Annotated in this window: 23 protein-coding genes and 1 pseudogene; 8 read left to right on the forward strand and 16 right to left on the reverse strand. The window is 65.0% G+C overall.

What is annotated here, in order from left to right:
* Positions 1–15 precede the first annotated feature (15 nt).
* The 8 genes and pseudogenes from pobA (at position 16) to B3P22_RS15610 (ending at position 9,804) form a co-directional block, all read left to right on the forward strand.
* Complete coding sequence (gene pobA / locus B3P22_RS15580) at positions 16–1,206, forward strand: 4-hydroxybenzoate 3-monooxygenase (RefSeq protein ID WP_296271607.1); 1,191 nt, start codon at positions 16–18, stop codon at positions 1,204–1,206.
* Between the two features lie 205 nt (positions 1,207–1,411).
* Complete coding sequence (locus tag B3P22_RS15585) at positions 1,412–2,464, forward strand: TRAP transporter substrate-binding protein (RefSeq protein WP_296271608.1); 1,053 nt, start codon at positions 1,412–1,414, stop codon at positions 2,462–2,464.
* 58 nt (positions 2,465–2,522) lie between these two features.
* Positions 2,523–3,053, forward strand: coding sequence for a TRAP transporter small permease (locus B3P22_RS15590; protein WP_197855543.1), 531 nt, complete (start codon positions 2,523–2,525; stop codon positions 3,051–3,053).
* On the forward strand, positions 3,050–4,372 hold the full coding sequence (locus B3P22_RS15595) for a TRAP transporter large permease (RefSeq protein WP_296271609.1): 1,323 nt from the start codon (positions 3,050–3,052) through the stop codon (positions 4,370–4,372). The genes B3P22_RS15590 and B3P22_RS15595 overlap by 4 nt, the downstream gene beginning before the upstream one ends.
* 171 nt (positions 4,373–4,543) lie before the next feature.
* Positions 4,544–5,767 carry an OprD family porin gene (locus B3P22_RS15600; protein ID WP_419096440.1) on the forward strand — a complete coding sequence of 408 codons (1,224 nt, stop codon included), beginning with the start codon at positions 4,544–4,546 and terminating at the stop codon, positions 5,765–5,767.
* Positions 5,768–5,946: 179 nt separating this feature from the next.
* Positions 5,947–6,945 (forward strand): annotated as a pseudogene (locus B3P22_RS23930) (methyl-accepting chemotaxis protein); the annotation flags it as partial.
* Positions 6,937–7,800: a methyl-accepting chemotaxis protein gene (locus tag B3P22_RS23935; protein WP_419096441.1), complete on the forward strand. Its 864-nt coding sequence runs from the start codon at positions 6,937–6,939 to the stop codon at positions 7,798–7,800. The pseudogene B3P22_RS23930 and the gene B3P22_RS23935, both read left to right, overlap by 9 nt.
* Positions 7,801–8,109: 309 nt before the next feature.
* Entirely contained in the window at positions 8,110–9,804 is a 1,695-nt protein-coding gene (locus tag B3P22_RS15610; protein ID WP_296271612.1) for an FAD-dependent oxidoreductase, read from the forward strand.
* 80 nt (positions 9,805–9,884) lie between these two features.
* On the opposite strand, the gene pcaC is transcribed toward B3P22_RS15610, so the two are convergent.
* The 16 genes from pcaC to B3P22_RS15690 form a co-directional block, all read right to left on the reverse strand.
* Positions 9,885–10,280, reverse strand: a complete 396-nt coding sequence (gene pcaC, locus B3P22_RS15615) for a 4-carboxymuconolactone decarboxylase (protein ID WP_296271613.1) — start codon at positions 10,278–10,280, stop codon at positions 9,885–9,887.
* 113 nt (positions 10,281–10,393) lie between these two features.
* Positions 10,394–11,182: a 3-oxoadipate enol-lactonase gene (gene pcaD / locus B3P22_RS15620; RefSeq protein WP_296271614.1), complete on the reverse strand. Its 789-nt coding sequence runs from the start codon at positions 11,180–11,182 to the stop codon at positions 10,394–10,396.
* A 9-nt stretch (positions 11,183–11,191) separates the two neighbouring features.
* Positions 11,192–12,544: a 3-carboxy-cis,cis-muconate cycloisomerase gene (locus B3P22_RS15625; protein WP_296271615.1), complete on the reverse strand. Its 1,353-nt coding sequence runs from the start codon at positions 12,542–12,544 to the stop codon at positions 11,192–11,194.
* Positions 12,545–12,831: 287 nt separating this feature from the next.
* Complete coding sequence (gene pcaF, locus B3P22_RS15630) at positions 12,832–14,037, reverse strand: 3-oxoadipyl-CoA thiolase (RefSeq protein ID WP_296271616.1); 1,206 nt, start codon at positions 14,035–14,037, stop codon at positions 12,832–12,834.
* On the reverse strand, positions 14,034–14,816 hold the full coding sequence (locus tag B3P22_RS15635; RefSeq protein ID WP_296271617.1) for a CoA-transferase subunit beta: 783 nt from the start codon (positions 14,814–14,816) through the stop codon (positions 14,034–14,036). Before B3P22_RS15635 ends, pcaF begins: the two co-directional genes overlap by 4 nt.
* A complete protein-coding gene (locus tag B3P22_RS15640; RefSeq protein WP_197855553.1) occupies positions 14,816–15,667 on the reverse strand; it encodes a CoA transferase subunit A in 852 nt (283 codons plus the stop codon). The genes B3P22_RS15635 and B3P22_RS15640 overlap by 1 nt, the downstream gene beginning before the upstream one ends.
* A gap of 324 nt (positions 15,668–15,991) precedes the next feature.
* Positions 15,992–16,834, reverse strand: coding sequence for an IclR family transcriptional regulator (locus B3P22_RS15645; protein ID WP_197855554.1), 843 nt, complete (start codon positions 16,832–16,834; stop codon positions 15,992–15,994).
* Positions 16,835–17,019: 185 nt separating this feature from the next.
* Positions 17,020–17,967 carry an AEC family transporter gene (locus tag B3P22_RS15650; protein ID WP_197855555.1) on the reverse strand — a complete coding sequence of 316 codons (948 nt, stop codon included), beginning with the start codon at positions 17,965–17,967 and terminating at the stop codon, positions 17,020–17,022.
* The gene (gene zapE / locus B3P22_RS15655; RefSeq protein ID WP_296271618.1) at positions 17,961–18,980 is read right to left on the reverse strand and encodes a cell division protein ZapE; all 1,020 of its coding nucleotides are present in this window, start codon (positions 18,978–18,980) and stop codon (positions 17,961–17,963) included. The genes B3P22_RS15650 and zapE overlap by 7 nt, the downstream gene beginning before the upstream one ends.
* Positions 18,970–19,578 (reverse strand): protocatechuate 3,4-dioxygenase subunit alpha, encoded by a 609-nt coding sequence (pcaG, locus tag B3P22_RS15660; RefSeq protein WP_275547575.1) that lies wholly within the window; start codon positions 19,576–19,578, stop codon positions 18,970–18,972. The genes zapE and pcaG overlap by 11 nt, the downstream gene beginning before the upstream one ends.
* Positions 19,579–19,732: 154 nt before the next feature.
* A complete protein-coding gene (gene pcaH, locus B3P22_RS15665) occupies positions 19,733–20,452 on the reverse strand; it encodes a protocatechuate 3,4-dioxygenase subunit beta (protein WP_296271619.1) in 720 nt (239 codons plus the stop codon).
* Positions 20,453–20,577: 125 nt separating this feature from the next.
* Positions 20,578–21,510: a pca operon transcription factor PcaQ gene (gene pcaQ, locus B3P22_RS15670; protein WP_275547576.1), complete on the reverse strand. Its 933-nt coding sequence runs from the start codon at positions 21,508–21,510 to the stop codon at positions 20,578–20,580.
* Between the two features lie 68 nt (positions 21,511–21,578).
* Positions 21,579–22,190, reverse strand: coding sequence for a hypothetical protein (locus B3P22_RS15675; RefSeq protein WP_197855559.1), 612 nt, complete (start codon positions 22,188–22,190; stop codon positions 21,579–21,581).
* A gap of 2 nt (positions 22,191–22,192) precedes the next feature.
* On the reverse strand, positions 22,193–23,659 hold the full coding sequence (locus B3P22_RS15680) for an aspartate aminotransferase family protein (RefSeq protein ID WP_296271620.1): 1,467 nt from the start codon (positions 23,657–23,659) through the stop codon (positions 22,193–22,195).
* Positions 23,660–23,672: 13 nt separating this feature from the next.
* The gene (locus B3P22_RS15685) at positions 23,673–24,305 is read right to left on the reverse strand and encodes a class II aldolase/adducin family protein (protein ID WP_296271621.1); all 633 of its coding nucleotides are present in this window, start codon (positions 24,303–24,305) and stop codon (positions 23,673–23,675) included.
* Positions 24,302–25,900, reverse strand: coding sequence for a xylulokinase (locus tag B3P22_RS15690; protein ID WP_296271622.1), 1,599 nt, complete (start codon positions 25,898–25,900; stop codon positions 24,302–24,304). The genes B3P22_RS15685 and B3P22_RS15690 overlap by 4 nt, the downstream gene beginning before the upstream one ends.
* Positions 25,901–25,966: the final 66 nt, after the last annotated feature.

Here is a 25,966-nt window from a genome sequence, read left to right on the forward strand (position 1 = left end):
GACAGGAGAACAATAATGAAGACACAAGTCGCCATCATCGGCGCCGGCCCTTCCGGGCTGTTACTTGGCCAACTGCTGCACAATGCCGGCATCGACAACGTCATTGTCGAGCGCCAGAGCCCGGACTATGTACTCGGCCGCATCCGCGCCGGCGTGCTCGAGCAGGGCATGGTCGATCTGTTGCGCGAGGCCGGCGTGGCCGCCCGCATGGAGCGCGAAGGCCTGCCGCACGACGGTTTCCAGCTGGCCTTCGATGGCCGCTGCGAACGCATCGATCTCAAAAGCCTGACCAGCGGCCAAGGCGTGATGGTCTACGGCCAGACCGAAGTCACCCGCGATCTGATGGAGGCCCGCCAGGCCAGCGGCGCCGTCACCCTGTACAACACCAGCCAGGTCCGGCTGCACGAACTCAAGGGCGAACGCCCTTATCTGACCTTCGAGCACGAAGGCCGCGCGCAGCGTCTGGAGTGCGACTACATCGCAGGCTGCGACGGCTTCCATGGCGTATCCCGGCAATCCATACCGGCTGGTGTGCTTAAGGAATTCGAGCGGGTGTACCCGTTCGGCTGGCTGGGCATCCTCGCCGACACGCCACCGGTGCATGAAGAGCTGATCTACGCCAATCATGAGCGCGGCTTCGCCCTGTGCAGCATGCGCTCACCGACACGCACCCGCTATTACGTGCAGGTCGCCGCCGAAGAAAAGGTCGAAGACTGGCCCGACGAACGCTTCTGGGACGAGCTCAAGCGGCGCCTGCCGGAGCCGGTTGCCAGCCAGCTGATCACTGGCCCCTCGATCGAAAAGAGCATCGCGCCACTGCGCAGCTTCGTTGTCGAACCAATGCAGTATGGCCGCCTGTTTCTGCTCGGCGATGCCGCGCACATCGTGCCACCAACCGGCGCCAAGGGCTTGAACCTGGCCGCCAGCGACGTCAGCACGCTGTACCGCATCCTGCTCAAGGTTTATCGCGAAGGCCGAAGCGATCTGCTCGAACGCTACTCGGCGATCTGCCTGCGGCGTATCTGGAAGGCCGAGCGCTTCTCCTGGTGGATGACCTCGATGCTGCATCGCTTCCCTGACACCGACGCCTTCAGCCGCCGCATGCAGGAGACCGAGCTGGACTACTTCGTCAGCTCCGAAGCTGGCCGCAGAACCATCGCCGAAAACTATGTCGGCCTGCCCTACGAACCCATAGAACAGGAGTAATGAGCGCTATTCGCCCGGCACGTTCATCAGCGCGCCGGGCCCATGCAATTCGTTCGTTTATCGCACACTAAGTCGTTAATCGAATTGAATAGCCCCTCGCTAACTCGCACCATGCGAACAGCGAATCCTAGCGGCGGCAGTATTGCAGCCGAATTTGGCTGTACCTGAGTCGCCTACTAACAATGAATAAGAAAGGACATTTGCGATGCACAAGCTTTCCAAGGCTTTGCTGACGCTGCTTGCCACCAGCGTCATGACCTGGGCCAACGCCGACGAGGCCGAGGTCACCCTCAAGGTTCACCACTTCCTGCCCGCCCACTCGGTGACCCAGGCCGACTTTCTCAAGCCCTGGGCAGAGAAAATCACCGCCGAATCCAATGGCCGCATCCAGTTTCAGCTCTACCCGTCCATGCAGCTGGGCGGCACCCCGCCGCAACTGATCGACCAGGCGCGTGATGGCGTCGCCGACATCGTCTGGACCCTGCCTGGCTACACCAGCGGCCGCTTCCCTCTGGCATCGGCATTCGAGATGCCTTTCATGAGCCGCTCCTCCGAAGCCAGCAGCCAGGCCATGTGGGATTTCCTCGAAGCCCATGGGCAGAAGGAGTTCGCCGACGTTCATCTGCTCGCCACTCACCTGACCGACGGTGCGCTGCTGCACACGGCGAAAAAACCGGTGCGCAGCCTGGCCGACTTCCGCGGTCTGAAACTGCGCTCGGCCAACCGCGTGTCTACCAAGCTGATCTCCATGCTTGGCGCCACCCCGGTGGCCATGCCGGTGCCGCAGGTGCCGGAAGCGCTGTCCAAGGGCGTGGTCGATGGCGCCGTGCTGCCCTGGGACGTGGTCCCGGCTCTGAAACTGCAGGAGCTGGTCAAGTACCACACCGAAATGGCCCCGGGCCAGCCGGCGTTGATGCACACCGCCCTGGTGCTGGCGATGAACCCTGCCAAGTACGCCAGCCTGCCCGATGACCTGCGCAAGATCATCGACGACAACAGCGGCCGCGAACTGTCACGCCAGGCCGGGCATATCTGGGACACCAACGTGATCGAGACCGGACACAAACTGGCCGAATCGCGTGGCAACGAGATCTACGTGCTGCCCGCCGACGAGCAGGCCAAGTGGATGGCCATCGGCCGCAAGCTGGACAACGACTGGATCAAGGAAGTCGAGAGCAAGGGCAACGAAAACGGCGCCGCGCTGCTGCAAGAAGTGCGTGACCTGATCGAAAGCTACAACGCCAAGCTGTCGAACTGATCGCCAACCCTCGTTGTCCTGGCCGGCATCTCGGGTGCCGGCCTTGCGGAGTCCGCTCATGATCGAAAACCCTGCCTTGCCTGGGCAGCCCCAGCGCACGCGCCCATTCGGCCAGCTGCTTGACACACTGGCATGCTGGCTGGCGATGGCCGGTGGCCTGGTACTGGTCGCCATTACCCTGCTGTCGGCCTACAGCATCACCATGCGCAGCCTGTTCGATGCACCACTTCTCGGTGACGTCGAGCTGGTGCAGATGGGCTGCGGCATCGCCGTGGTGAGTTTCCTGCCGCTGTGCCAGCTGCGTCGCAACAATGTCATCGTCGATGCCTTCACCCTGCGTGCGCCGGCAGCACTGCGCCGCCATCTCGACACCCTCGGCTGCCTGTTGATGGCCGCCTGCGCGGCACTGCTGGCCTGGCGTTCGGTGATCGGCACCCTGGACACCTACCGTAACGGTGAAGAGTCGATCATCATGGGTATTCCGATGTGGTGGTCGATGACCCCCTTCGCCCCGTCCTTCGCTCTGCTGGCCATCGTTTCCCTGTACACCGCCTGGCTCGACCAGCGTGGCGAAGGGGGCCAGCAATGAGCAGCGTCGCACTGGGCGGGCTGTTTCTCGCCTTTCTCCTGGTTCTGCTGGCCATCCGTATTCCGATTGCCATCGCCATGCTGCTCACCGGTATCGCCGGTTACGTCTCGATCAGCGGCTGGGACCCGCTGCTCAATTACCTGAAGACGGTGGCCTACGCCCGTTACACCGTGTACGACCTGTCGGTGATCCCGCTGTTTCTGCTGATGGGCCAGTTCGCCTCGCGCGGCGGCCTGGCTACGGGCCTGTTCCGGGCCGCGGCCACCATGGTCGGACACTGGCGCGGCGGCCTGGCTATCTCCGCCATCGGCTCGTGCGCCGCCTTCGGCGCGGTCTGCGGATCATCGGTGGCGACCGCGGCGACCATGGGCCAGGTGGCCCTGCCGGAGCTGCGTCGCTACAAGTACTCCAACTCGCTGGCCGTGGGTTGCCTGGCAGCGGGCGGCACCCTGGGCATTCTCATCCCGCCCTCGGTGGTGCTGGTGATCTACGCCATCCTCGCCCAGCAGAACATCTCCACGCTGTTCATGGCCGCCTTCGTGCCGGGCATCCTTGCCGTCATCGGCTACATGATCGCCGTGGCCATCTACGTGCGCCTGTTCCCCGACTCGGGGCCTGCTCAGGAACGCTCGAGCTGGAAACAGCGGCTGCAGGCGCAACAGGGCGTCTGGCCGGTGCTGCTGATTTTCCTGGTCGTGCTCGGTGGCATCTACGGCGGTTGGTTCACCCCGACCGAGGCAGCGGCCATCGGTACCGTGGGCACGGGTTTCTTCGCCTTCACCCTGGGCAAGATGCGCCTTGCCGAACTCAAGGAAGTGTTGCTGGGCACCGGCGTGACCACCGCGATGATCTTCATGATCCTGCTCGGCGCCGATGTGATGAATGCCTTCCTGGCCATCTCGCAGCTGCCCAACTTCATCGCCGAAGCCATCAGCGGAGCAGGTCTGCCGCCGTTTCTGGTGCTGGCCGGGATTCTCATCCTGTACCTGATCCTCGGCTGCGTGATGGACACCATGTCGATGATCCTGCTGACCATCCCGATCTTCTTCCCGGTGATCATGGGGTTGGACTTCTATGGCCTGGACCAGACGGAGAAAGCCATCTGGTTCGGCATCCTGGCTCTGATGGTGGTGGAGATCGGCATGGTCACCCCGCCGCTGGGCATGAACGTGTACGTGATCGCCGGCATGGCACGCGACATTCCAATGCGGGACGCCTTCAGAGGCATCGTGCCGTTCCTGATTTCGGACATCGTGCGCGTGGTCATCCTCGTGCTCTTCCCATCGATCACCCTGTGCCTGGTGCGCTGGCTGACCTGACAGAGGACGCGCATTGCATTCAGACAGACGCCACTGACCCCGAATAACTGCCAACACCCCCGATGTAGAGGCGTTTTCGCCGTTGCGGAGGGGTTCTTAACCTTGCAAAAGGAAGCGATAACAATGAAAAAAGCTCTGTACCTCGCGCCCAGCGCAATCGCCGTTGCCGTCATGGCCTCCAGCCTCTCGGTCGGCGTTCAGGCCGCCGGCTTCGTCGAAGACGCCAAGGTCACCCTCGGCCTGCGCAATTACTACTTCAACCGTAACTACCTCAACGGCACCGACCCGATCGTCAACGGCGAGCGCCAGGGCCAGGCCGAAGGCTGGACGCAGAGCTTCATCCTCGATGCCCGCTCCGGCTACACCCAGGGCACCGTAGGCTTCGGTCTCGATGTGCTCGGCCTGTACAGCATCAAGCTCGACGGCAACCGTGGCGCCGCCAACACCCAGCTGATGCCGATCCATGACGACGGCCAGGCCGCTGATGACTTCGGTCGCACTGCCGTGGCGGCCAAGGCCAAGATCTCCAAGACCGAGCTGAAAGTCGGCGAGTGGATGGCCGTGCTGCCGATCCTGCGTGCCGACGACGGCCGCTCCCTGCCGCAAACCTTCCAAGGTGCGCAGCTCACCTCCAGCGAAATCGACGGCCTGACCCTGTACGGCGGTCAGTTCTGGAAGAACAGCCAGCGTAATGATGCCAGTCGCGAAGACATGTCGTTCACCGTCAACGGCGCCACGCACAACAGCGACGACTTCAACTTCGGCGGCGGTGAGTACCGCTTCAACGGCAACAACACCATGGTCGGCGTCTGGCATGCCCGCCTGGAGAACGTCTACCAGCAGAGCTACGCGCAACTGACCCATAGCCAGCCGGTCGGCGACTGGGTGCTGGGCGCCAACCTCGGCTACGTCACCGGCAAGGAAGAAGGCTCGGCCAAGGCCGGCAACCTCGACAACAAGGTGTACCAGGGCGCATTCAGCGCCAAGCGCGGCAACAACACCTTCATGGTGGCCTACCAGCGTCTGAGCGGCGACACCAAGTTCATGCGGATCGACGGCGCCAGCGGCGGCACCCTGGTCAACGACGGCTTCACCAACAGCTACGACAACCCGGAAGAGCGTTCCTGGCAGGTTCGTCACGACTACAACTTCGCCGGTATGGGCATTCCGGGCCTGACCCTGATGAACCGCTACGTCAGCGGCTCCAATATCCATGCCGGCGGTCGTACCGACGCCGAGGAGTGGGGGCGTGAATCGGAGCTGGCCTACACCATCCAGGAAGGCTCGCTGAAGAACCTGAGCATTCGCTGGCGTAACTCCGATGTGCGCCGCGACGTAGGCCAGGATCTGCACGAGAACCGTCTGATCATCAACTACCCGCTGTCGATTCTGTAAGCACCACGCAACATCGCTGCACAAGTGACTCCTAGTGTTACGGCACGTTCAGCCCGTCCTCGTGACGGGCTTTTTTTTGATGTGCAACTGTTCGAGGAAGTACCACCATGCGCTGGATTATCGAACGCTGCGCCGACCTCAAGGTCGGGCACAAGCTTCTGCTGGGCTTTTCACTGGTCATGCTGCTGACCCTGGCGGTGGCCCTGGGTGGCTGGCGCACCGCCAGCGACATACTCGGGCATGCCGGCCAATCGCTTCAGGTGGCGGACCTGAAACAACAGATCCTGCGGCTGCGCCTGCTGGAGAAGGATTACCTGCTGGCACCGCTGGCTGGCCATGAAGCGGCCATTGCCGATCAGCATGCCGGCATCGCCGACCAATTGGCCGCCCTTTCTTCGCATACCGAGCAACTGCTGCAAGGCAACGACGCTTATCTGCAGCAGTTCACCCAACTGCGCGCGACACAGTCGCAAGCCAGCACCGCGCAGACCGGCATGGCGATCCGCGCCGACGAAGCGCTGATCCAGTTCGAGATGGTCGCTCAGGACCAGTTCAACCTGATTCGTGACCAACTGTTCGAAGGCCAGGCAGGCACGCAGAGCGGAGTCGATCAGGCCGAGGCGGCGGCACGCCTGAGCCAGAACCTGCTGCAGCTGCGCCTGGCGGAAAGCCAGTTCATCCTTAGCGCAGACAATGCCGATGCCGACCTCTGGCAAATACGCTTCACCAGCATGACCGAGGCGGCGCAGCAACTGCGCGCACAACTCGCAGCGCTGCAGCAGGCATCGCTGGACGAAGCCCTGCGCGCGCTCGACAGCTATCGCGAATCCTTCGAGCACTATCGCCAAAGCCGCGAGGCTGAACAGCACAGCCGCAACCGGCTGACCGAACTGGCGCAAGCCATGCTGCAACATGGCGACGCTCTGCAACAGCGCCAGCAGCTCATCATGCAGGAAGGCAACCGCCAATCCCTGCAAACCCTGGCCCTGCTGACCACCGCAGCGCTGGTGCTGGCGCTGCTCGCCAGCTGGCTGATCCGCCGTCTGATCGTCGGCCCGCTACGGAATTGCCTGCTGCTGGCCCAACAGGTGGCGGCCGGTGATCTCAGCGGTTCTCGCACGGCCATTGGCCGCGACGAGGTCGGTCAGCTGCTGGGGGCGCTGCAGAGCATGCGCGACCACCTGCGCGAACTGATCGGGCAGATCGGCGGTAGCGCGACACAGATCGCCGCCGCGGCCGAGCAACTGTCGGCGGTCAGCGAACAGACCCGCGCCGGCGTGCGCGAACAGAGCGAAGAATCCAGTCAGACCGCCTGCGCCATGCAGCAGATGGTCGCCAGCGTGCAACAGGTGGCCGGCGATGCGGAGCAGGCATCGCAAGCGGCGCAGCAGGCAGAACTGCAGGCCCGCGATGGTGACCGGCAGGTGCGCCAGGTCATCGAGCAGATCGAGCGCCTGGCCAGTGAGGTCGCACAGACCGGTCAGACCGTCGATCAGGTGCAGGGCGAGAGCCAGCGCATCGGCACGGTGCTGGACGTGATCAAGGCAGTCGCCGAGCAGACCAACCTGCTCGCACTCAATGCAGCCATCGAGGCGGCCCGTGCCGGTGAACAAGGCCGCGGCTTCGCCGTGGTCGCCGATGAAGTTCGCGCACTGGCGCGCCGCACACAGGATTCCGCCAGCGAGATCGAGGCACTGATCACCAGCCTGCAGAACCGCGTGCACAAGGCCGTGACCCAAACCCAGGCCAGCCAGAGCCTGAGCCAGGACGCGGTGAGCAGCGTCGAGCTAACCGGCCAGAGCCTGGTGCACATCAATCAGGCGGTTGCGTTGATCGAACGAATGAACCAGCAGATCGCCAGCGCCGCCGAACAGCAGAGCGCGGTGGCCATGGAGATCAACCGTAGCCTGGACAACGTACGCAGCATTGGCGAACAGAGTGCCAGCGCCACCGAGCAGACGGCCCTGTCCAGCGCCGAACTGGCCAGGCTCGGCGGTGAACTGCAGGAACGCATCGGCCGTTTCCGCAGTTGAGGCAGAACGCTTCATCCCAGTAGGGCGCGTTAGCCGCGGCAACTAGCAAGCGTGGCTAAAGCCCTCCCACAGGTAAACGCCCACGTATTCAGGCCACACCGTGGGAGGCGCTTCAGCAGCGACAGCTCCTGAACATGTCCACAGGTGAAAGCTGATACCTCCACCTCTCAGTGACGGCAAAGCGAACGACAAATGGCCGCTAACCGCACGACATCCCAAGCCCTTCTCTCCCGTTACTCTTGGCGCCTCCATGCACCCAACGTAAAATCCGGAACATAGTTCCAATAAATACAAATCCGGAGACCTGCCATGCCTCACACCCCACTCGACTGCGACCTGCTGGTGGTCGGCTCCGGCGCTGCCGGGCTGGCCGCAGCCGTCAGCGCCGCGCACCTGGGCAAACGGGTGATTCTGGTGGAGAAGGCACCAGTGCTGGGCGGCGCTACGGCCTGGTCCGGGGGCTGGCTGTGGGCGCCACGCAACCCGCTGGCCCAGCGCGCCGGCATCGTCGAAGACATCGAGCAACCGCGCACCTACCTGCGCAACGAGCTGGGCGAGCATTACCGCCCCGAGCTGGTGGACGCCTTTCTGCAACACTGCCCGGAGATGGTGGCCTTCTTCGAGCAGCACACCGCGCTGCAGTTCGTCGATGGCAACGGTATCCCCGACATGCACGGCAACACGCCCGGCGCGGCCACCGGCGGTCATCAGGTCATCGCCGCGCCCTACGATGGCCGCGAGGTGCTCGACCTGTTGCCACGCCTGCGCAAGACCATGCGTGAGACGTCCTTCATGGGCATGCCGATCATGGCCGGTGCCGATCTTGCCGCCTTCCTCAACATGACCCGCTCGCCCAAGGCGCTGCTGCACGTCATCCGCCGCTTCACCAGCCACCTTTATCACCTGGCCCGCTATGGCCGCGCCATGCACCTGGTCAACGGCGTGGCGCTGATCGCCCGTCTGGTGCGCTCGGCGCAGGATCTCGGTGTGCAGATGCTGGAGTCCACGCCCGCGCAGCGTCTGATCGTCGAGAACGGCAGCGTCTGCGGCGCCGTGGTGCTGCATACCGGCGAGGAAACGACTATCCGCGCCAAAGCCGTGGTGCTCGCGGCAGGCGGTTTCCCCAATGATCCGCAACGGCGCCAGGCGATGTTCCCGCGCGATGCCAGCGGTCATGACAACCTCGCCCTGCCACCGACCAGTTGCTCCGGCGACGGCCTGCGCCTAGGCGAGTCCGCCGGCGGACGAGTCGCCGACGACCTGCGCTCGCCCGTGGCCTGGGCGCCGGTATCGAAGGTGCCCTACCCCGACGGCAGCGTTGGCCACTTCCCGCACATCATCGACCGCGGCAAACCCGGCATCATCGGTGTGCTGCAAAACGGCCAGCGCTTCGTCAACGAGGCCGGCGGCTACTACGACTATGTCGACGCCATGCTCAAGGCCATCCCCGAGGATCAGGAAGCCTGTTCCTGGCTGATCTGCGACCACCGTTTCCAGCGCCGCTACGGCATCGGTTTCGCCCGTCCGGCGCCGCTGCCGGTGTCACCGCATATCCGCAGCGGCTACCTCAAGCGCGGCGATACTATCGAAGAACTGGCCATTGCCTGCGGCATCGATCCGCTTGGCCTGGTCACCACCATCAGCGAATTCAACCACCACGCGCGCCTGGGCGAAGACCCGCAATTCGGCCGTGGCAGCACGCCGTTCAATCGCCGCAGTGGCGACGCCCAGCACCCCGGCCCCAATCCTTGCGTAGCGCCCATAGAGCAGGGGCCGTTCTATGCGGTGAAGGTGCAGCCGGGCTGCTTCGGCACCTTCGCCGGGCTGCGAACCGACGGCCACGCCCGCGTACTGGATGGCGATGGCCAGCCGATCCCAGGGCTCTACGCAGCAGGTACGGATATGGCCAGCCCGCTGGGCGGGCACTACCCGTCCGGCGGCATCAACCTCGGCCCTGCCCTGACCTTCGGCTATATCGCCGGTCGCCACGCGGCGGCGCTCTGACATCCCGCGCGCGGGGGCGCAGGCATAAAAAAGCGCCGCCCGGATGCGTGGTCCGGGCAGCGCCCCATTGCTCGCAGGAGTCAGTCCTGCAGGGACTCGATACCCAGCTCGTCCCACACCGCCTCGGCCAGGTGGAAGGTGGCATTGGCCGCCGGGATGCCGCAGTAAATGGCGCTCTGCATGATCACTTCCTTGATCTCTTCGCGGCTCACCCCGTTGTTCTTCGCTGCGCGCAGGTGCAGCTTTAGCTCGCCCTCGCGGTTCATGCCGATCAGCATGGCAATGGTGACCAGGCTGCGGGTGTGACGCGGCAGGCCCGGGCGGGTCCAGATATCGCCCCAGGCATGCCGGGTGATCATCTCCTGGAACTCTTCGTTGAACGGCGTCAGGTTCTGCAGGCTGCGGTCGACGTGGGCGTCACCGAGCACCGCGCGGCGCACCTGCATGCCGGCTTCGTAGCGTTGTTTTTCGTCCATCGGTCAGTCCTCGAATGAATCCGTAAGAGCGAGCTCTGCTCGCGAAGTGCTGGGTTCGCGAGCTTTACGATTCGCGAGCAGAGCTCGCTCCTACAACAAGAAGGGGGGGGCGCTCAGGCGCGCAGGAAATCCAGCACACGCCGACTGAACTCATCGCCGGCCTGCACGTTGGACAGGTGCGCGGCGTGGAACTCCACCAGCTCGGCACCCGCGATGCGTTCCTGCATGAAACGGCCATGCTCGGTTGTGGTCACCGGGTCGCCACTGCCGCAGACGATCAGCGTCGGCGCGGTGATGCTGCCAAGCTGCTCGCGGAAATCGGCATCGCGCACCGCTGCGCAGTTGGCCGCGTAACCTTCCGGCGAAGTCTGCGCCAGCATGCCGACGATGGGCTCGACCTTGCCCGGATTGGCCTCGGCGAACTCGGCAGTGAACCAGCGCGAGATCGACGCATCGCGCAGCTCACGCATGGCCTGCGCACCGCCAGCGAGCACGCTGTCGATGCGCGGGTTCCACACCTCCGGCGTACCGATCTTGGCGGCGGTGTTGCACAGCACCAGGCGCTCGATGCGCTCAGGGGCATTGATGCCCAGCCACTGGCCGATCAGGCCACCCATGGACAGGCCGCAGAAATGCACTCTGGCGATGCCCAGCGCATCGAGCAGGGCCAGCACGTCGCGGCCGTTCTGTTCGATGCTGTACGGGCCGTCGGTCACCAGCGAAACGCCGTGGCCACGGGTGTCGTAGCGCAGCACCTGAAAGTGCTGGGTGAAGGCAGGGATCTGCGCGTCCCACATGTGCAAGTCGGTGCCCAGCGAGTTGGACAGCACCAACACCGGAGCACCGGCAGGGCCTTCGAGCAGATAATTGAGGTCGCCATCGGCGAGACGTACGACAGGCATGAATGACTCCTAGGACGAAAATTGCGTGTGTTCGGTGATGGCCCGCTCGACCCAGCGGCGGGCCTGCCCCAGGTAATGCGCGGCATCGAGCAGGCGGTCCAGCTCCTCGGCGGAAAGCTCTGCGGCGACCTCGGCATTGGCACCGAGCACGGCGCGCAGGTGGGCGCCCTCCTGCACCGCCTGGCGGCAGCATTGCTCCACCAGGTGATGGGCGGCGTCGCGGCCGATGCGCTGGGCCAGGGCGGTGCTTACTGCCTCGGCCAGCACCAGGCCCTGGGTCAGTTCCAGGTTCTCGCGCATGCGCGCGGCGTCCACCTCCAGGCCCGGCACCACCAGCAGCGCCTGCTGCAAGGCGCCGGAGACCAGGCAACAGAGTTCGGGCAGGGTCTCCCATTCGGCGTGCCACAGGCCGAGGCTGCGCTCGTGCTCCTGCGGCATGGCCGCCAGCATCGTCGCCACCAGGCCCGGCGCACGCGTGGCGGCGCCGATCAGCACGGCGGCGCTGACCGGGTTGCGCTTGTGCGGCATGGTCGACGAGCCACCCTTGCCCGGCGCCGAAGGTTCGAACACTTCGCCGGCCTCGGTCTGCATCAACAGGCTGAGGTCGCGGCCCAGCTTGCCCAGGCCGCCGGCGATCATGCCCAGCAGACTGGCGAACTCCACCAGGCGATCACGCTGGGTATGCCAGGGCTGCTCGGGCAGGTTCAGTTGCAGTTCCTGCGCCAGCGCACCGCTGACCGCCCAGCCGGCGTCGCCGAGCGCGGCCAGGCTGCCGGAAGCGCCGCCGAACTGCAGGCACAGCAGGCGCGGCTTGAGTTCGCTCAGGCGTTGGCGATGACGGGTGATCGCGCCGAGCACGCCGGCCAGTTTCATGCCTAGGGTCACGGGTGTGGCTTGCTGCAGCCAGGTGCGCCCGGCCAGCGGTGTGTCGATATGGCGTTCGGCCTGCGCCGCCAGGGCAGCGGCCAGGCTGGCGAGATCAAGCTCGATCAGGTCGATGGCGGCGCGCAGTTGCAGTACCAGGCCGCTGTCCATGACGTCCTGGCTGGTCGCGCCGAGGTGGACGTAACGCTCGGCCTCGGGGCTTTCAGCGGCGATGCGCTTGCCCAGTGCCTTGACCAGCGGGATGGCGGAATTGCCAGCCGTGGCGATGGCCTGGGCCAGCGTCGGGTAATCGTAGCGTTCGGCCTGGCAGGCGGCCTCGATGGGCGCCACCGCCTCGGCTGGGATCAGCCCGACGCGTGCCTCGGCCCGCGCCAGGGCGGCTTCGAAGTCGAGCATGCCCTGCACGCGGCCGGCGTCGCAGAAGATCGCGCGCATGGCCGGCGCGGTGAAATAGGCATCGAAAAGTTGGTTGCTCACGAGCGAAGCGCTCCTGGGAAAATGTACGGCTAGTGTGGCATCAACCGGCGGCGCCGCGCACGGAGGGTGTCTGTGGGAGGGGCTTTAACCGCGACCGATTACAGGCGTCGCCGCTGAAGCGCCTCCCACAAGGTTCAGTGCGTAGGGTGAGCCGAGCGACGATCTGCTTCAGCCCACCGCCGTAAAATGGTGGGCTGAAGCCCACCCTACGCGTCTGTAGGAGCGAATTTATTCGCGACCCTGACTGGCCGGGTCATCGCGAATAAATTCGCTCCTACAGCTGTCAATCACACCCGCTCGATGGCCAGCGCCAGACCCTGGCCGACGCCCACGCACATGGTCGCCAGGCCGAGCTTGCCGCCGGTCTTCTCCAGGTGATGCACCGCGGTCAGCACCAGGCGGTTGCCGCTCATGCCCAGCGGATGGCCGAGGGCGATGGCGCCGCCGTTCGGGTTGACCTTGGGACTGTCGTCCGGCAGGCCGAGATCACGGGTGACCGCCAGGCCCTGGGCGGCGAAGGCTTCGTTCAGTTCGATCACTTCGAACTGCTCAATGCTCAGGTTCAGCCGCGCCAGCAGCTTGCGCACCGCCGGCACCGGACCAACACCCATGACGCGCGGGGCGACGCCGCCGCTGGCCATGCCCAGCACCTTGGCGCGGGGCTTGAGGCCGTATTGCTTAACCGCTTCGGCCGACGCCAGGATCATCGCCGAGGCGCCATCGTTGAGGCCCGAGGCGTTGCCGGCGGTAACGGTCTTGCCTTCACCATTGACCGGCTTGAGCTTGGCCAGGCCTTCGGCCGTAGTGTCGGCACGCGGATGCTCGTCACGGTCGACGACGATTTCGCCCTTCTTGGTCTTGATCACCACCGGGACGATTTCCTCGGCGTAGTAACCGGCTTCCTGGGCCGCAGCTGCACGCTGCTGGCTGCGCAGGCCAAAGGCGTCCTGGTCGGCGCGGCTGACGCCGTAGTCCTCGGCGACATTGTCACCGGTGACCGGCATCGGGTCGACGCCATATTGCTCTTTCATCAGCGGGTTGACGAAGCGCCAGCCCAGGGTGGTGTCTTCCAGCTTCTGGCCGCGGCCAAAGGCGCTGTCGGCCTTGCCCATCACGTAAGGCGCGCGGGTCATCGACTCGACGCCAGCAGCGATGGCCAGTTCCATCTCGCCCGAGGCGATGGCGCGGAAGGCAGCGCCGACCGCTTCCATGCCCGAGGCGCACAGACGGTTCAAGGTCACGCCCGGCACCGTCTCCGGCAGGCCGGCGAGCAGCAGCGCCATGCGGGCGACGTTGCGGTTGTCTTCGCCGGACTGGTTGGCGCAGCCCATAAACACTTCATCGACCGCTGACCAGTCGACCTGCGGGTTACGCTCGACAAGGGCCTTGAGCGGAATCGCCGCCAGGTCGTCGGCGCGTACCGCGGACAGCGCGCCATTCAGGCGGCCAATCGGCGTGCGGATGGCGTCGCAGATGAATACTTCGCGGCTCATTCCTCACCTCCAGCCTGACCATGGGCGGCGGCAGTGCGCGCTTCCAGGTCGCGCAGCGCGGCCAGTTCCTCAGCTTTCGGCGCCTCGGTGGTGGACACGTTGTCGGCAAAGCGGATCTGCCAGCCGGTGTTCTCGATCACCTGTTCGCGGGTCACGCCCGGGTGCAGCGAGGTGACGATGAATTCGTTGCTGCCGGCTTCCGGCTCCATGATGCACAGGTCGGTGATGATCGCCACCGGGCCGTCGCCCGGCAGGCCCAGGCGCTTGCGATGGTCACCGCCTTCGCCGTGACCGACCGAGGTGATGAACGCCAGCTTGTCGACGAAGGTGCGATGGCCCTGCTTGAGGATGATCAGCACCTTCTTGGCGCTACCGGCGATTTCCGGCGCGCCACCGGCGCCGGGCAGGCGCACTTTCGGCGCGTGGTAGTCGCCGATCACGGTGGTGTTGATGTTGCCGTACTTGTCGACCTGGGCGGCGCCAAGGAAGCCAACGTCGATACGCCCACCTTGCAGCCAGTAGCGGAAGATTTCGCCGGTCGGCACTACGGTGTCGGCGGTTTCCGCCAGCTCGCCGTCACCGATGGACAGCGGCAGCACGCTCGGCTTGGCGCCAATCGGGCCGGATTCGTAGATCAGCACCACTTCCGGTGCATGGGTCAGGCGCGCCAGGTTGGCGGCCTTGGACGGCAGGCCGATGCCGACGAAGCAGACGCTGCCATTGCCGAGGCGGCGCGCGGCGGCCACGGTCATCATTTCGTTGGTGTTGAACTCGCTCATCACTTGGCCTCCCCGTTAACCTTCGCCTGGTACTGCGCAAAATCCTCGGTGCCGCGGATGTACTGATCGATCCAGGCAGTGAAGGTGTCGCGGTCGCGGGCGATCGGATCCCAGTCCTGATAGAAGCGGTTGTCACGCTCGTAGTAGCCGTGCGCGTAGGAAGGCCTGGCACCGCCGGGCACCACGCACACCGCAGTGACGGCCCAGGTCGGCAGCACGCAGGCGTTCATCGGTGCCTGCAGGTCGTCGACAATTTCCTCGACGGTGACGATGCAGCGCTTGGCTGCCAGCGCGGCTTCCTTCTGCACGCCGAGGATGCCCTGGATCAGCACGTTGCCCTTGCGGTCGGCCTTCTGCGCGTGGATCACGGTAACGTCCGGACGCACGCTGGGGATGGCGGCCAGCTTCTCGCCGCTGAACGGGCACTCGATGAATTTGATGTCCGGGTTGACCTTGACCAGGTCGGAACCCTGGTAACCGCGCAGCACGGCGAACGGCAGGTTGGAGGCACCGGCGACGTAGGCGTTGGCCATGGCCGCGTGGCTGTGCTCGCTGATCTCCAGCTTGTGCGGCCAGTGCTTCTCCACCGCATCGCGCAGGCGATGCAGCGAACCGACACCGGGATTGCCGCCCCAGGAGAAGGTCAGCTTGCGTGCGCAACCGGCGCCGATCAGCAGGTCATAGACCAGGTCCGGGGTCATGCGCACCAGGTGCAGATCTTTCTTGCCCTGACGGATCAGCTCGTGGGCGGCGGCAGTGGGAATCAGGTGGGTGAAGCCCTCGAGGGCGATGCAGTCGCCGTCCTGGACATGGCGCGAAATGGCGTCGCGCAGCGTGATGATGTCGGCCATCGTAGTGTTCTCGTCAGGTTGCAGGCGCCACCGGGTGAGGCGTGGCGTATGACTGCAACCTTAGAAAGTGGCCTTGACGAGAACAATCCGATAATCGCCATACAGGGCGATTATCGAACACCTTCGTTTTCCAAGAACCTGTTTACGATCTTGCGAGCTGGAGCCATACAAGGCGCAACGACCAACGGGAGTGACAGCCGAAGGCTGGCCCGAAGGGAGAGCGCCAGCGAATCAAAACGGCGAGGAGCGGTGGGAGTCGCGCTCAAGTTTACGAGCCTGTCTTTAACGCCGTAGGGCCGAAGCGCAGCAGATCGTGAACAGGTTCTAAGGTCGGAACAATTGACCGCTCAGTTCGCGGCTGGCACTGAGCATCAGCGGCAGATAGCGCTTCTCCAGTTCGGCGACCGGCACGCGACCTGCATGGGTGCTGATGTTCATCGCTGCCAGCACGTGGCCGGCCGAGTCGTAGACCGGTACCGCCAGCGAGCGCAGGCCCTGCTCCAGTTCCTGGTCGACGATGCACCAGCCCTGGTGGCGCACTCGCTGCAGACACTCCCACAGCGCGTCGGGGCTATGCAGGGTGCGGCTGGTCTTGGGCTGCAACTCGGCATGGGCCAGGTAGTCCTGAAGCTGGTCGTCATCCAGTGCGGCGAGCAGGATTCGTCCCATGGACGTGCAGTAGGCCGGAAGGCGGCTGCCGACGCTCAGGTCCACCGAGATCAGCCGTTGCGGAATGGCCGAGCGCGCCAGATAGAGCACCTGCTCGCCCTCCAGCGTGGCCAGGTTGCAGGCTTCATGCAGTTGTTCGCTGAGGCGGTCGAGGAACGGCTGCGCAGACACCGCCAACGGCGTGGAAGACAGGTAGGCGTGCCCAAGGGTCAGCACCTTGGGCAGCAGCGAGTAGGTGCGCCCGTCGGTGGTGACGTAACCGAGCTTCATCAGGCTGTACAGGCAACGGCGCACGGCGGCGCGGGGAATCTCGGTGCGGTGGCTGATCTGCGCGATGGTCAGGTGGCGCTTGCGCTCCTGGAAGGCGTTGATCACCGCCAGGCCCCGGGCCAGGGAGGTCATGAAGTTGGGGTCGCCAGCGAACTCCTCGATACGTTTGGCCGGCGACACGTAGGGTGGCGGCGCAAGGCTGGCAAGCGGCGGACGGGATTCGCTCATGATGCCTCCGGAACAGAGTGGACAGCGCCAGGCGATTATCGAACCGTTGTGCGGTAATCGCAAATAGAGTGAGCGAAACAGCGGACGACACTTCTGTTGGGGTCGTCGTGTCGCTCATTCCCGGATTGCATCCGGGCTACGGATGAAAAGCTCGCCGCTGAAGCGCCTCCCACAGGTGCCAGCCATCATCCCGGCAACATGCCCTGCCAGCGCAGCAGCACCAGTAGCGCGCTGACGCTGAAGAAGGCCAGCACGGTGCAGCCCACCAGCGCGGCGGCGCAGCGCTCTTCCAGGCCGAAGCGCTGACCGAGGATGGGGAACACGCTCATCATTGGCGCGCTGGCGAACAGCACGCCGGCGACCATCAGCAGCGGATCGACGCCCGGCACCAGGCTCAGCGCGGCGAACATCAGCAGCGGGTGCAGGATCAGCTTGCCGATGGAGGTCTGCGCCAGATCCGCCGCCATGCCGCCGACCTTCATGCCGTTGAGCGTGGCGCCGATGACGAACAGCGCCACCGGCGCCGAGGCACCGGCAAGCATGTCGATCACCCGCGCCGGCACCACCGGCAGGCGCAGTTGCAGCAGCGACATGCTCAGGCCCAGCACGATGGCGATGATCAGCGGGTTGCGCAGCAGGCGCAGCGCGGTCTCGCGCACCACCGTCCAGCCGCGTCCGCCCTGCTGGCCGGCTTCGGCAATCGCCAGGGCCAGCGGCACCATCAGCAGGTTCTCTACCAGCATGCCCAGCGCCATCGCCAATGCCGCAGTCGGCCCGATCACCATCACCGCGATGGGATAGCCGACGAAGCCGCTGTTGGGCACGGCCATGCCCATCGCCAGGATCGCACTGCTGGACAGGTTCAGCCCGCGCCAGCGCCGCGCTATCAGCAGGCCGACGACGAACAGGCTCAGCGAGGCCAATGCGTAGGCGGCCAGGTACGGCCAGTTGAGCACCTCGCTCAGGCTGCGTTCGGCCAACGCCTTGAACACCAGCGACGGCAGTGCGAAGTAGATGACGAAAGTGCCCATGCCGCGGACCTGGTCGCGGTTGACCAGGCTGACGCGGGCCGAGAGAAAGCCCAGGCCGATAAGAATGAAGATCGGGGCGGTGATACTCAGGACCGCTAGCATGCCAGGCTCTCCGTTTGCGCCTGGTGCAGTTGCCCCAGGCGGCTTCGTGTACGGGAAAAGTCGAGGTGGGCGACGCCTGTGCACAGCGCATCCAGACTGCTTTGGCCCTGCAGCCAGAGTTCACGACCACTGTCGTAGGCGATATCGATGAAGTTGACCAGGCGCTGCTGCTCGTCCGGCGAGCAATGCGCCAGCGGCGGCAGTTCTCCGACGGCGATGTGCGCGAAGCGCTGGCACAGCTGCAGGTAGTCGCCGCTGGCCAACGGCTGTCGGCAGAGCGCGGCGAAATCCAGCCAGATCGTTCGTTCATCCATGCCGCGCAGGGTCAGAGTGCGGCGCTGCAGATGCAGCTGCGGCGCCGCCGGCAGGTGCGCCAGGCGCGCTTCGAGCAACGCCGCCGGGCCTTGCAGATAAAGCCCCCAATGCCGCGCGCTGTGCGTCCGGTAGTCGGGGCCGGCCGCCATCTGCTGGACCAGGCAGCGCCGTTGCAACAGCTCGGCGAACGGCTTGAAGCGGCTGTGATACAACGGGTTGGGGCACAACTGCTCCGGCGCGTAATTGGAGCTGAACAGCAGGATGCAGCCGCGCTCGATCAGCGGCTGCAGCAGCCGCCCGAGCAGGATCGCATCGCCGATGTCGTGCACGTGGAATTCATCGAGGTAAAGCAGTCGGGCTTCACGGGCCAGCTCATCGGCGACACGCTCAAGTGGATCGGCCTGACCGGTGTGCGCCAGCATACGCTGCTGCACTTCCTGCAACAGTGCGTGCACATGCACACGTCGCTTGGGTTGGACGGGCGCAGCGTGAAACAACGCTTCGAGCAATAGACTCTTGCCCCGCCCCACTCCGCCCCAGAGATAGGCGCCAGCAGCAGGACGACGCCAGGCGACCGGCCGCAAGCGCGCCTGCAGCCAGTCGACCAGGCGTGCAAGCACCCGCTGCTGGGCGTCATCGAGATGCAGGCCACGCGCTTCGATGAAGCTCGCGGCCTGCGAGAGCAACTCAGAAGTCAAAGAACACCGTTTCTCCCTCGCCCTGGATACGAATGTCGAAGCGATAGGCCGGCTTGCCGTCCACCTCGCAACGTTTGGCGATCAGCGTCTCGCGGCGCTGTGGCTGCTCGATCAGGTTGAGCACCGGGTCCTTGGCATTGGCCTCGGCCTCGTCTTCGAAGTACAAGCGAGTGTTGAGATGAATATTGATGCCACGGGCGAACAGCGCGACGTTCACGTGCGGCGCCATTGGCACACCCGCCGCGTTGTTTACCACACCCGGTTTGACCGTGTAAGCGAACCACTCGCTGCCGGCATCGAAAGTGGTGGCGGTACGGCCGAAGCCGTTGAACGGTTTGGACTGGTCGTAATCCTCGTCGTAGTGGCCTTGATGATCGGCCTGCCACAGTTCGAGAAAGGCATCACGTACCAGGTGGCCGTTGCCGTCGTAGACGTGGCCGACCAGCACGATGTGTTCGCCCGGGGCTTCAGGGCGCGCCATCTGGTTCCAGATTTCCTGCTCGCGGGTCGGGTTGCCGGCGGCAGCCAGGGCCAGGCCGATATGGACGTAGGGGCCGGCGGTTTGCGAGGGGGTTTCCGGCAGCAATTCAACAGGCATGGTCATCCTCCTATGAGCCTGCTCAGGATCTCGCGAGCTAGAGCCAGACAAGGCAAAAAGGGCTGAGGAAGCGCAATTTACGAGTAGTAAATGAGCATTCCGAAGCCGTTTTTAACGCCGTCTGGCCGACGCGCCGCAGATCCTGGGCGGCTCATCAGTTGTTTTCGAAATGGGTTTTCCGCTGCCCGCGCAGCACGATATCGAAGCGATAGGCCAGGCAATCCATCGGGTTCGCCGTGCTCATGTCGAGCCTGGCGATCAGCGTCTCTACCGCATCAGCGTTGGCGATGGATTTGACGATCGGGCACAGCGGGATCAGCGGATCGCCCTCGAAATACAGCTGGGTGATCAGGCGCGTAGCGATCGACGGGCCGTTGAGCGAAAAGTGGATGTGCGCCGGTCGCCAGTCGTTGGGATTGTTGCGCCACGGGTACGGACCGGGCTTGATGGTGCGGAAGATGTAGCGCCCTTCGCTGTCGGTCAGCGCGCGGCCGACACCGCCGAAGTTGGGGTCGAGCGGCGCCAGGTAGCGGTCGTTCTTGTGCCGATAGCGACCGCCGGCGTTGGCCTGCCACATTTCCACCAGGGTATGCGGGATCGGCTTGCCGTACTGGTCCATCACCCGGCCGGAGACGATGATGCGCTCGCCGATGGGCAGGCCACCGTTGTTGAAGTTGAGCAGCAGGTCGTTGTCGTGCTCGGCGAACTTCAGGTGCGAGAAATCCGGGCCGGTGGTTTCGGAAATCGATTGCGGGATGCTCACCAGCGCCTGACGCGGCGAGCGGGTGATGGAGGTCTTGTAGTCGGAGGTGAAGGCTTTCGGATGCCAGTTGCGGTCGCGAATGGCAAAGCGACGGTTATCCTCGGCAGGCATGGCGCACTCCTGTTATGGCTATTGTGGAGTTTCCCGGGCGCAGGCTGCCCAGGGAATTGCAGCAGTCTCGGCCAAACCCGCCTTGATGAACATTGAAAAGACGCCAGCAGAACATAACCAAATGGTTATGGAAAATCGCCCTCACGGTAGGCCTGCGCCACCTCGCGCAGTGCATCGCAGAAACGTTCGGCCGCCAGCGGCAGGCTAAGGGCGCCGTTGCGGCAGATACCGACCGAGCCACCGGGTTCGCGCACGTGCAACTGCAGTTCGGCCAGTTCGCCACGCTGCACGTCCAGGCACACCGAGTCCTGCGGTGCTACCCATAGCGCATCGCTGCTCAGCACGTAGCGTCTGCTCAGTGCCGGCGACAGGGTTTCCAGGCGCTGGCGCGAAGGCGTTATCCCGCATTGCACGAACAGGCTGTCGGCATGCTTGCGGATCGTGGTGCCGGCGCTAGGCAGCACCAATGGGTAATCGCCGAGGCGATCCGGCAGCGCGTCACCCGCGGCCAGTAGCGGATGACCGGGGCGCACCACCAGGGTCATCGACTCGCTGTACAGATGCTCGAAGGTCAGGCCCTGGATATCCGGGCTGTCGGTCATGCGGCCGATCACCAGATCCAGCTCGCCGACCCGCAACTGGCTCAGCAGGTAGGCTCCCGGCCCGGTGGCGACGCTGACCACCAGCGCCGCATGTCGCTCGTGCAGACGGCGCACCACCTCGGGAATCAGCAGGCTCTCGACCGTCGACAGCACGCCAACCCGCACCTGCCCGGCCTCGTGCTCGCCTTCGCGCAGGCTGTTCACACCATCGCGCAGCGCCTGCACGCATGGCCCGGCGTAACGCATGAAGGCCACACCCGCGGCGGTCAGCGTCACACCCTGCTTGCCGCGCTCGAACAGGCTGGCATCGAGGATGTCCTCCAGCTCCCTGAGCGTCTTGGAAATCGCCGGCTGGCTGACCGCCAGGGCATCGGCCGCCTTGGCGAAACTGCGCTGGCGGGCGATCTCGAGAAAGCACAGCAGGTGGCGGAATTTGATTCGGGTGTCGATGTTCATCGCAGGTACCAGAGGCGGACGCCTGTGATGATGCCGCAAAGCGTCACCGCCTCACAGTCACGCCTAGGTCAGTAGCCACTGGGTTCAGGGCTTCGCTGCCCTCGGGCATGGCAGGCACTGGCCATGGCTTCGTCCTTGAGCAGGCGCCCCCCAGCGACCTTGCGCACGATCCAGGGCAGCTTGCGCACATGGCCCCCGCCGAGGCGGGCGAGCACGTAGGCCATGGCACACTTCTCGAACAGCTCGGCATTGAACAGCAGGCGGTTTCGCGTGATGCCGAGCACCAGCAAACGACCGTCTACCAGACCGGCATTGCCACCTGGCGCCAGCGCTTCGGCCAGTTGCCCGACCTGGGTAGGCGCCCAGTTGCGCCCCAGGTGCCTGGCCTGCTCGTCGAAGATGCCCGGCATTTCCTCCCCCAGCCCCGCCAGCTGCAGGCTCCAGCGCGGACTCAACGTCGCCACCGCCCCGGCATCGGCACGCGCCAGGTAAACCTGGGCATGCGTGCTGGCAATGCCAGTACCGGGATCGCTCAGGCTGAGGCTGCGAACGCCCCCGCCAGGTTCCAGCATCAGCATCCTCGCTTCGCCGACCAGGCGCATCGATAGCGCATCGCCCGGGCGATTGAGCAGGCCCTTGCTACTGAGCCGCAAGGCCGCCTTGATCAGTTCGTCCTGCATGTTCAGACCGCCATCCTGAATACGTCTTCGAAGCGGTTCAGCGCTTCGTCGATGATATCGTCGCTGTCGGCAGCACTGGTATAGAGGCGGCTGCCGGCCAGGGTCACCAGGCCGTGCGCCATATAGGCTGCGCCCATTTCTTCCATCATGTGCTTGCGCGGATTCACCTCGCGCATCAGCTGGATCGGATTGCGCACGTTGAGCAGCAATACGCCGGAGGTCTGCAGGTGCACCACCGAACCCTGGTTGTACACGACGTAGGGCAGCCCCAGACGCTCGATGATCTGCCCCAGCCCGGCGGTTATGCGATCCCCCGCTCGCCCGGCCAGGGCGCAGGCGTTGCGCTTTTCCATCTCCAGCAGGGTGTGATAACCCGCCACGCAGGACAGCGGGTTGGCCGTCAGGGTGCCGCCGACGAAGGCGCGCTTGCCCTGTTTGCCGCCGATGCCACCGGCGAGCATCATCATGATCTCGCGGCGCCCGCCGATGCCGCCCGCCATGGGGTAGCCGCCGGTCAGGCACTTGCCGAAGATGGTCAGATCCGGCATCACGCCGAAATACCCCTGCGCGCCGCCCATGCCGACGCGAAACCCGCTGACCACCTCGTCGAAGATCAGCAGTGCGCCAAACTCGTCGCAGAGCTTGCGCAGGTTGGCGTTGAAGTCCTTGTGCGCCGGTCGCGTACCGCTTTCCGGCCCCAGCGGCTCGACGATGATGGCCGCTGTCCCGCCGCGCAGGCGGTTGAGCTGCAGGCGCCTGCGAATGGCCGAGAGATCGTTGGGAAAACTCTCCTGGGTGAAGCGGGTGGAGCCACCCGGGATACCGACAGCTTCACGCCGGCCAGTACCGGGGATGCGCATGCCGTACACCATCTGGTCGCTCCAGCCGTGATAGGCGCCACCGATCTTGATGATTCTCTTCTTGTTGGTATAGACCCGAGCCAGGCGAATGGCGCCCATCACCGACTCGGTGCCGGAGGCCAGCATGCGGAACATCTCCACCGACGGCACGTGCCTGCAGACCAGCTCCGCCAGCTTGATCTCGTATTCATGCAGCAGACCGGTGACAGGCCCGCACTCGCGCAGGGTCTCGATCACCCTTTCCTGCACCACCGGATCGTTGCTGCCAAGCAGGGTGGGACCACCGGCCTGGAGAAAGTCGATGTAGCGATTGCCGTCGACATCCTCGAGGTGAGCGCCGAGGGCGCTTTTCATGGCCAGTGGGAAGGGATAGTTGAATGCCAGATTATGCTGGATGCCACCAGGAATGACTTCGGCGGCACGGCCAGCGAGCTGCTTGGACGTACGGCAGTCATTGTCGAAATAGTCGTGCACCTTCTGCATGTGCTCGCGGCGGATCGGACGGATCGGTTGCGTGATCAGCGCCTTGAGCCGGGCATCGACTGCAGCGGTGTCGGGCCAGCGCGAAATGCCGGAGTTACCTGGATTCAAGGCAGTGGGAGCGTTCATTGCGAGTGTCCTTCTAGTTGTCGTTCAGGCTGGCAAGGGCGTCGCGGCACAGCGCGTTGTCAGGTTGCGCGAGCAGCGCGCGGCGGAACCAGTCGCGCGCTTCCAGCTCCAGCAATTCCATGACCCGCCCGGCCTGCTCGAAGGTGCTGGCGATACCGATCGCACCGTGGTTACGCATCAGGTAGGCATTCACATCAGGACGCACGCGGCGGCTGACCAGCCAACTCAGCAGCCCGGAGCCGGAAGGGCCGTAGGCGCACATCGGCACTTGCCTGCCGATCACCCTGCGGGCCTCGGCGCCACTGATCGGCAATGCCCGGCCGAGCAAGGTGAAAGCGCTGGCGACCGGTTGATGGGTGTGCAGGCTGGCCTGGCAATCCGGGCGCGCCCTGAACATCCTGGCGTGCAATCCGCTTTCGACAGAGGGTTTGCCGGCACCGGCAAGTTGCTCCAGGGTATCCAGACGCAGGATGCAGATGTCCGCTGGCGACATGGCGTAGTAATCGCTGGCCGAGGGGGTGACGGCGAAGCGCTCGGCGTCGATGCGCAGGGCCAGGTTGCCGCCGATACCGGCGAGAAAGCCCTTGTCGGCCATCTCCACCGCGGTACGCACCAGGGTTTCCCTGGCCCGCTGTTCAAGACTCATTGAGCACCTCGGTTAAGTTGCGCGTAGAACGGCGCGAGCGCCTTGTGCGCGGCGCGAAAGTTCTCGTAGCTGCAGTCGTAGAGCGCGTGCCGGGCGCTGTCCGGTTCGAAGGAGCGGCGAATCGCGACACGCTCGGCAATCTCGGAAAATCCCATGGCGCCGATGCCGACCCCTGCCAGGAAGGCTGCACCGCGCGCATTGGCCTGAATCGGCTGTTCGGGCAGGCGCACGGTGACGCCGAGCACGTCGGCGAAGATGCGGCACCAGACCTCCGATTGCCCGCCGCCGCCGACCAGCGTGATTGCCTTGGTCGGGCTGCCGATGAAGGCTTCCACGGCCTGCATCATCCAGCGCGTATTCAGGGCCACACCTTCTAGAAAGGCACGCACCACATGTTCGCGGGCATGCCCGAGCGTCATGTTGACCAGGCCGGCGCGCAAATTGGCGTCATCCACCGGGCTACGCTCCCCCATCAGCCATGGCAGATAGAGCAGCCCGCGTGCGCCAGCCGGGACTTCGGCCGCGACCTCGTCCAGGATGCGATAGACATCGGGCCCCGCCTCGTTCTGCAGCAGCGCGTCCTTCGCGTAGAGAATGCGATCGCGCAGGAAACTCAGGTTGGCACCTGCGGCCGACTGCATGGCCATCATCAGGTAGCGGTCAGGCAGCGCGCAGGGCACGGCGGCGATCTGCCGGAGCACGTCGGTTTTCTTCTTCGCGACATGGGCACCGATCCACGACGAGGTGCCGACGTACAGGTGCAGCGCGTTGTCCGCGACCGCGCCGGAGCCCAGCGCGGCGGCCGTGTTGTCGACCGCCCCCGCCACCACCGGCAGGCTCGACGGCAGGCCGAGGCGCTCGGCCACCGCCGGCAGCAAGGTGCCGATGACATCCTGGCAGCGCACCAGCTCAGGCAATTGGTCGCGCCTTAACCCCGCCATGTCCAGCAGGCGCTCGTCATAACGAATGCGGCTCGGATCGCGGTTGTCGGTGACCCAGTTGCACAGGGCCGAATCGACCGTCGCGGCGATGCGACCGGTCAGGCGCAGGTTGATGAAGTCGAGAACGTTGAGGAACTTGTCGGTGCGCTCGTACAACTCCGGCAACTCATCGCGGATGAAGGCGATATGGCCGAAGCTGTCCTTGCCGGACAGTGCCGGCGCGCCGCCGGTCAGGCGTAACCAGCGCCACAGTTTGAGCGGATCGTAACCAGCGACTCGCGGCAGCACGCCAGCGACCCGGCGCCTGACCGACTGCTGCCCGCGCATGTCCATGTACAGCAGGGCGCGAGCGAGCGGTTTACCCTCGCGATCCACCGGCAGCGTGCCCTCGCCCTGGCAGGAACAGGCCACGGCCACCACCGCACGACGCACGCCGGCGTCGCCTGCCAGCGCTTCTTCGGCACTCTCCAGCAGCGCCTGCCACCAGTCTTCCGGGCACTGTTCGACGCCAGCGCCCGGCAAGAGGTGGGTTCGCACGGCGCGGAAGGCAAAGCGTATGACGCGCCCGTCCAGGCTGACCAGCGCCGTCTTACAGCCGGAGCTGCCGAGGTCAACGGCAAGCACCAGGCGATCATCGGGGTTCAAGGCTGCCACCTCATATTTTTTTCTTCGCTCTTCCCATTTCCCGCCGCCCGAGCTAAAACATAAGCATTGCTCATG

Origin of the sequence: Pseudomonas sp. UBA6323 (genome assembly GCF_002439135.1) — a bacterium.
In the GTDB taxonomy this organism is placed as follows: Bacteria; Pseudomonadota; Gammaproteobacteria; order Pseudomonadales; family Pseudomonadaceae; genus Aquipseudomonas.

Bases quoted from the DNA above. Each gene is read 5' to 3' on its own strand.
- B3P22_RS23935 (WP_419096441.1), top strand. From the start codon at position 6,937: ATGCGCGACCACCTGCGCGAACTGATCGGGCAGATCGGCGGTAGCGCG.
- pcaQ (WP_275547576.1), bottom strand. From the start codon at position 21,510: ATGAACATCGACACCCGAATCAAATTCCGCCACCTGCTGTGCTTTCTC.
- B3P22_RS15650 (WP_197855555.1), bottom strand. From the start codon at position 17,967: ATGCTAGCGGTCCTGAGTATCACCGCCCCGATCTTCATTCTTATCGGC.
- B3P22_RS15680 (WP_296271620.1), bottom strand. From the start codon at position 23,659: ATGAACGCTCCCACTGCCTTGAATCCAGGTAACTCCGGCATTTCGCGC.
- B3P22_RS15600 (WP_419096440.1), top strand. From the start codon at position 4,544: ATGGCCTCCAGCCTCTCGGTCGGCGTTCAGGCCGCCGGCTTCGTCGAA.
- pcaG (WP_275547575.1), bottom strand. From the start codon at position 19,578: ATGCCTGTTGAATTGCTGCCGGAAACCCCCTCGCAAACCGCCGGCCCC.
- pcaF (WP_296271616.1), bottom strand. From the start codon at position 14,037: ATGAGCCGCGAAGTATTCATCTGCGACGCCATCCGCACGCCGATTGGC.
- B3P22_RS15590 (WP_197855543.1), top strand. From the start codon at position 2,523: ATGATCGAAAACCCTGCCTTGCCTGGGCAGCCCCAGCGCACGCGCCCA.
- B3P22_RS15595 (WP_296271609.1), top strand. From the start codon at position 3,050: ATGAGCAGCGTCGCACTGGGCGGGCTGTTTCTCGCCTTTCTCCTGGTT.
- pcaD (WP_296271614.1), bottom strand. From the start codon at position 11,182: ATGCCTGTCGTACGTCTCGCCGATGGCGACCTCAATTATCTGCTCGAA.
- pcaH (WP_296271619.1), bottom strand. From the start codon at position 20,452: ATGCCTGCCGAGGATAACCGTCGCTTTGCCATTCGCGACCGCAACTGG.
- pobA (WP_296271607.1), top strand. From the start codon at position 16: ATGAAGACACAAGTCGCCATCATCGGCGCCGGCCCTTCCGGGCTGTTA.
- B3P22_RS15685 (WP_296271621.1), bottom strand. From the start codon at position 24,305: ATGAGTCTTGAACAGCGGGCCAGGGAAACCCTGGTGCGTACCGCGGTG.
- B3P22_RS15675 (WP_197855559.1), bottom strand. From the start codon at position 22,190: ATGCAGGACGAACTGATCAAGGCGGCCTTGCGGCTCAGTAGCAAGGGC.
- B3P22_RS15610 (WP_296271612.1), top strand. From the start codon at position 8,110: ATGCCTCACACCCCACTCGACTGCGACCTGCTGGTGGTCGGCTCCGGC.
- B3P22_RS15640 (WP_197855553.1), bottom strand. From the start codon at position 15,667: ATGGCCGACATCATCACGCTGCGCGACGCCATTTCGCGCCATGTCCAG.
- pcaC (WP_296271613.1), bottom strand. From the start codon at position 10,280: ATGGACGAAAAACAACGCTACGAAGCCGGCATGCAGGTGCGCCGCGCG.
- B3P22_RS15635 (WP_296271617.1), bottom strand. From the start codon at position 14,816: ATGAGCGAGTTCAACACCAACGAAATGATGACCGTGGCCGCCGCGCGC.
- B3P22_RS15645 (WP_197855554.1), bottom strand. From the start codon at position 16,834: ATGAGCGAATCCCGTCCGCCGCTTGCCAGCCTTGCGCCGCCACCCTAC.
- B3P22_RS15585 (WP_296271608.1), top strand. From the start codon at position 1,412: ATGCACAAGCTTTCCAAGGCTTTGCTGACGCTGCTTGCCACCAGCGTC.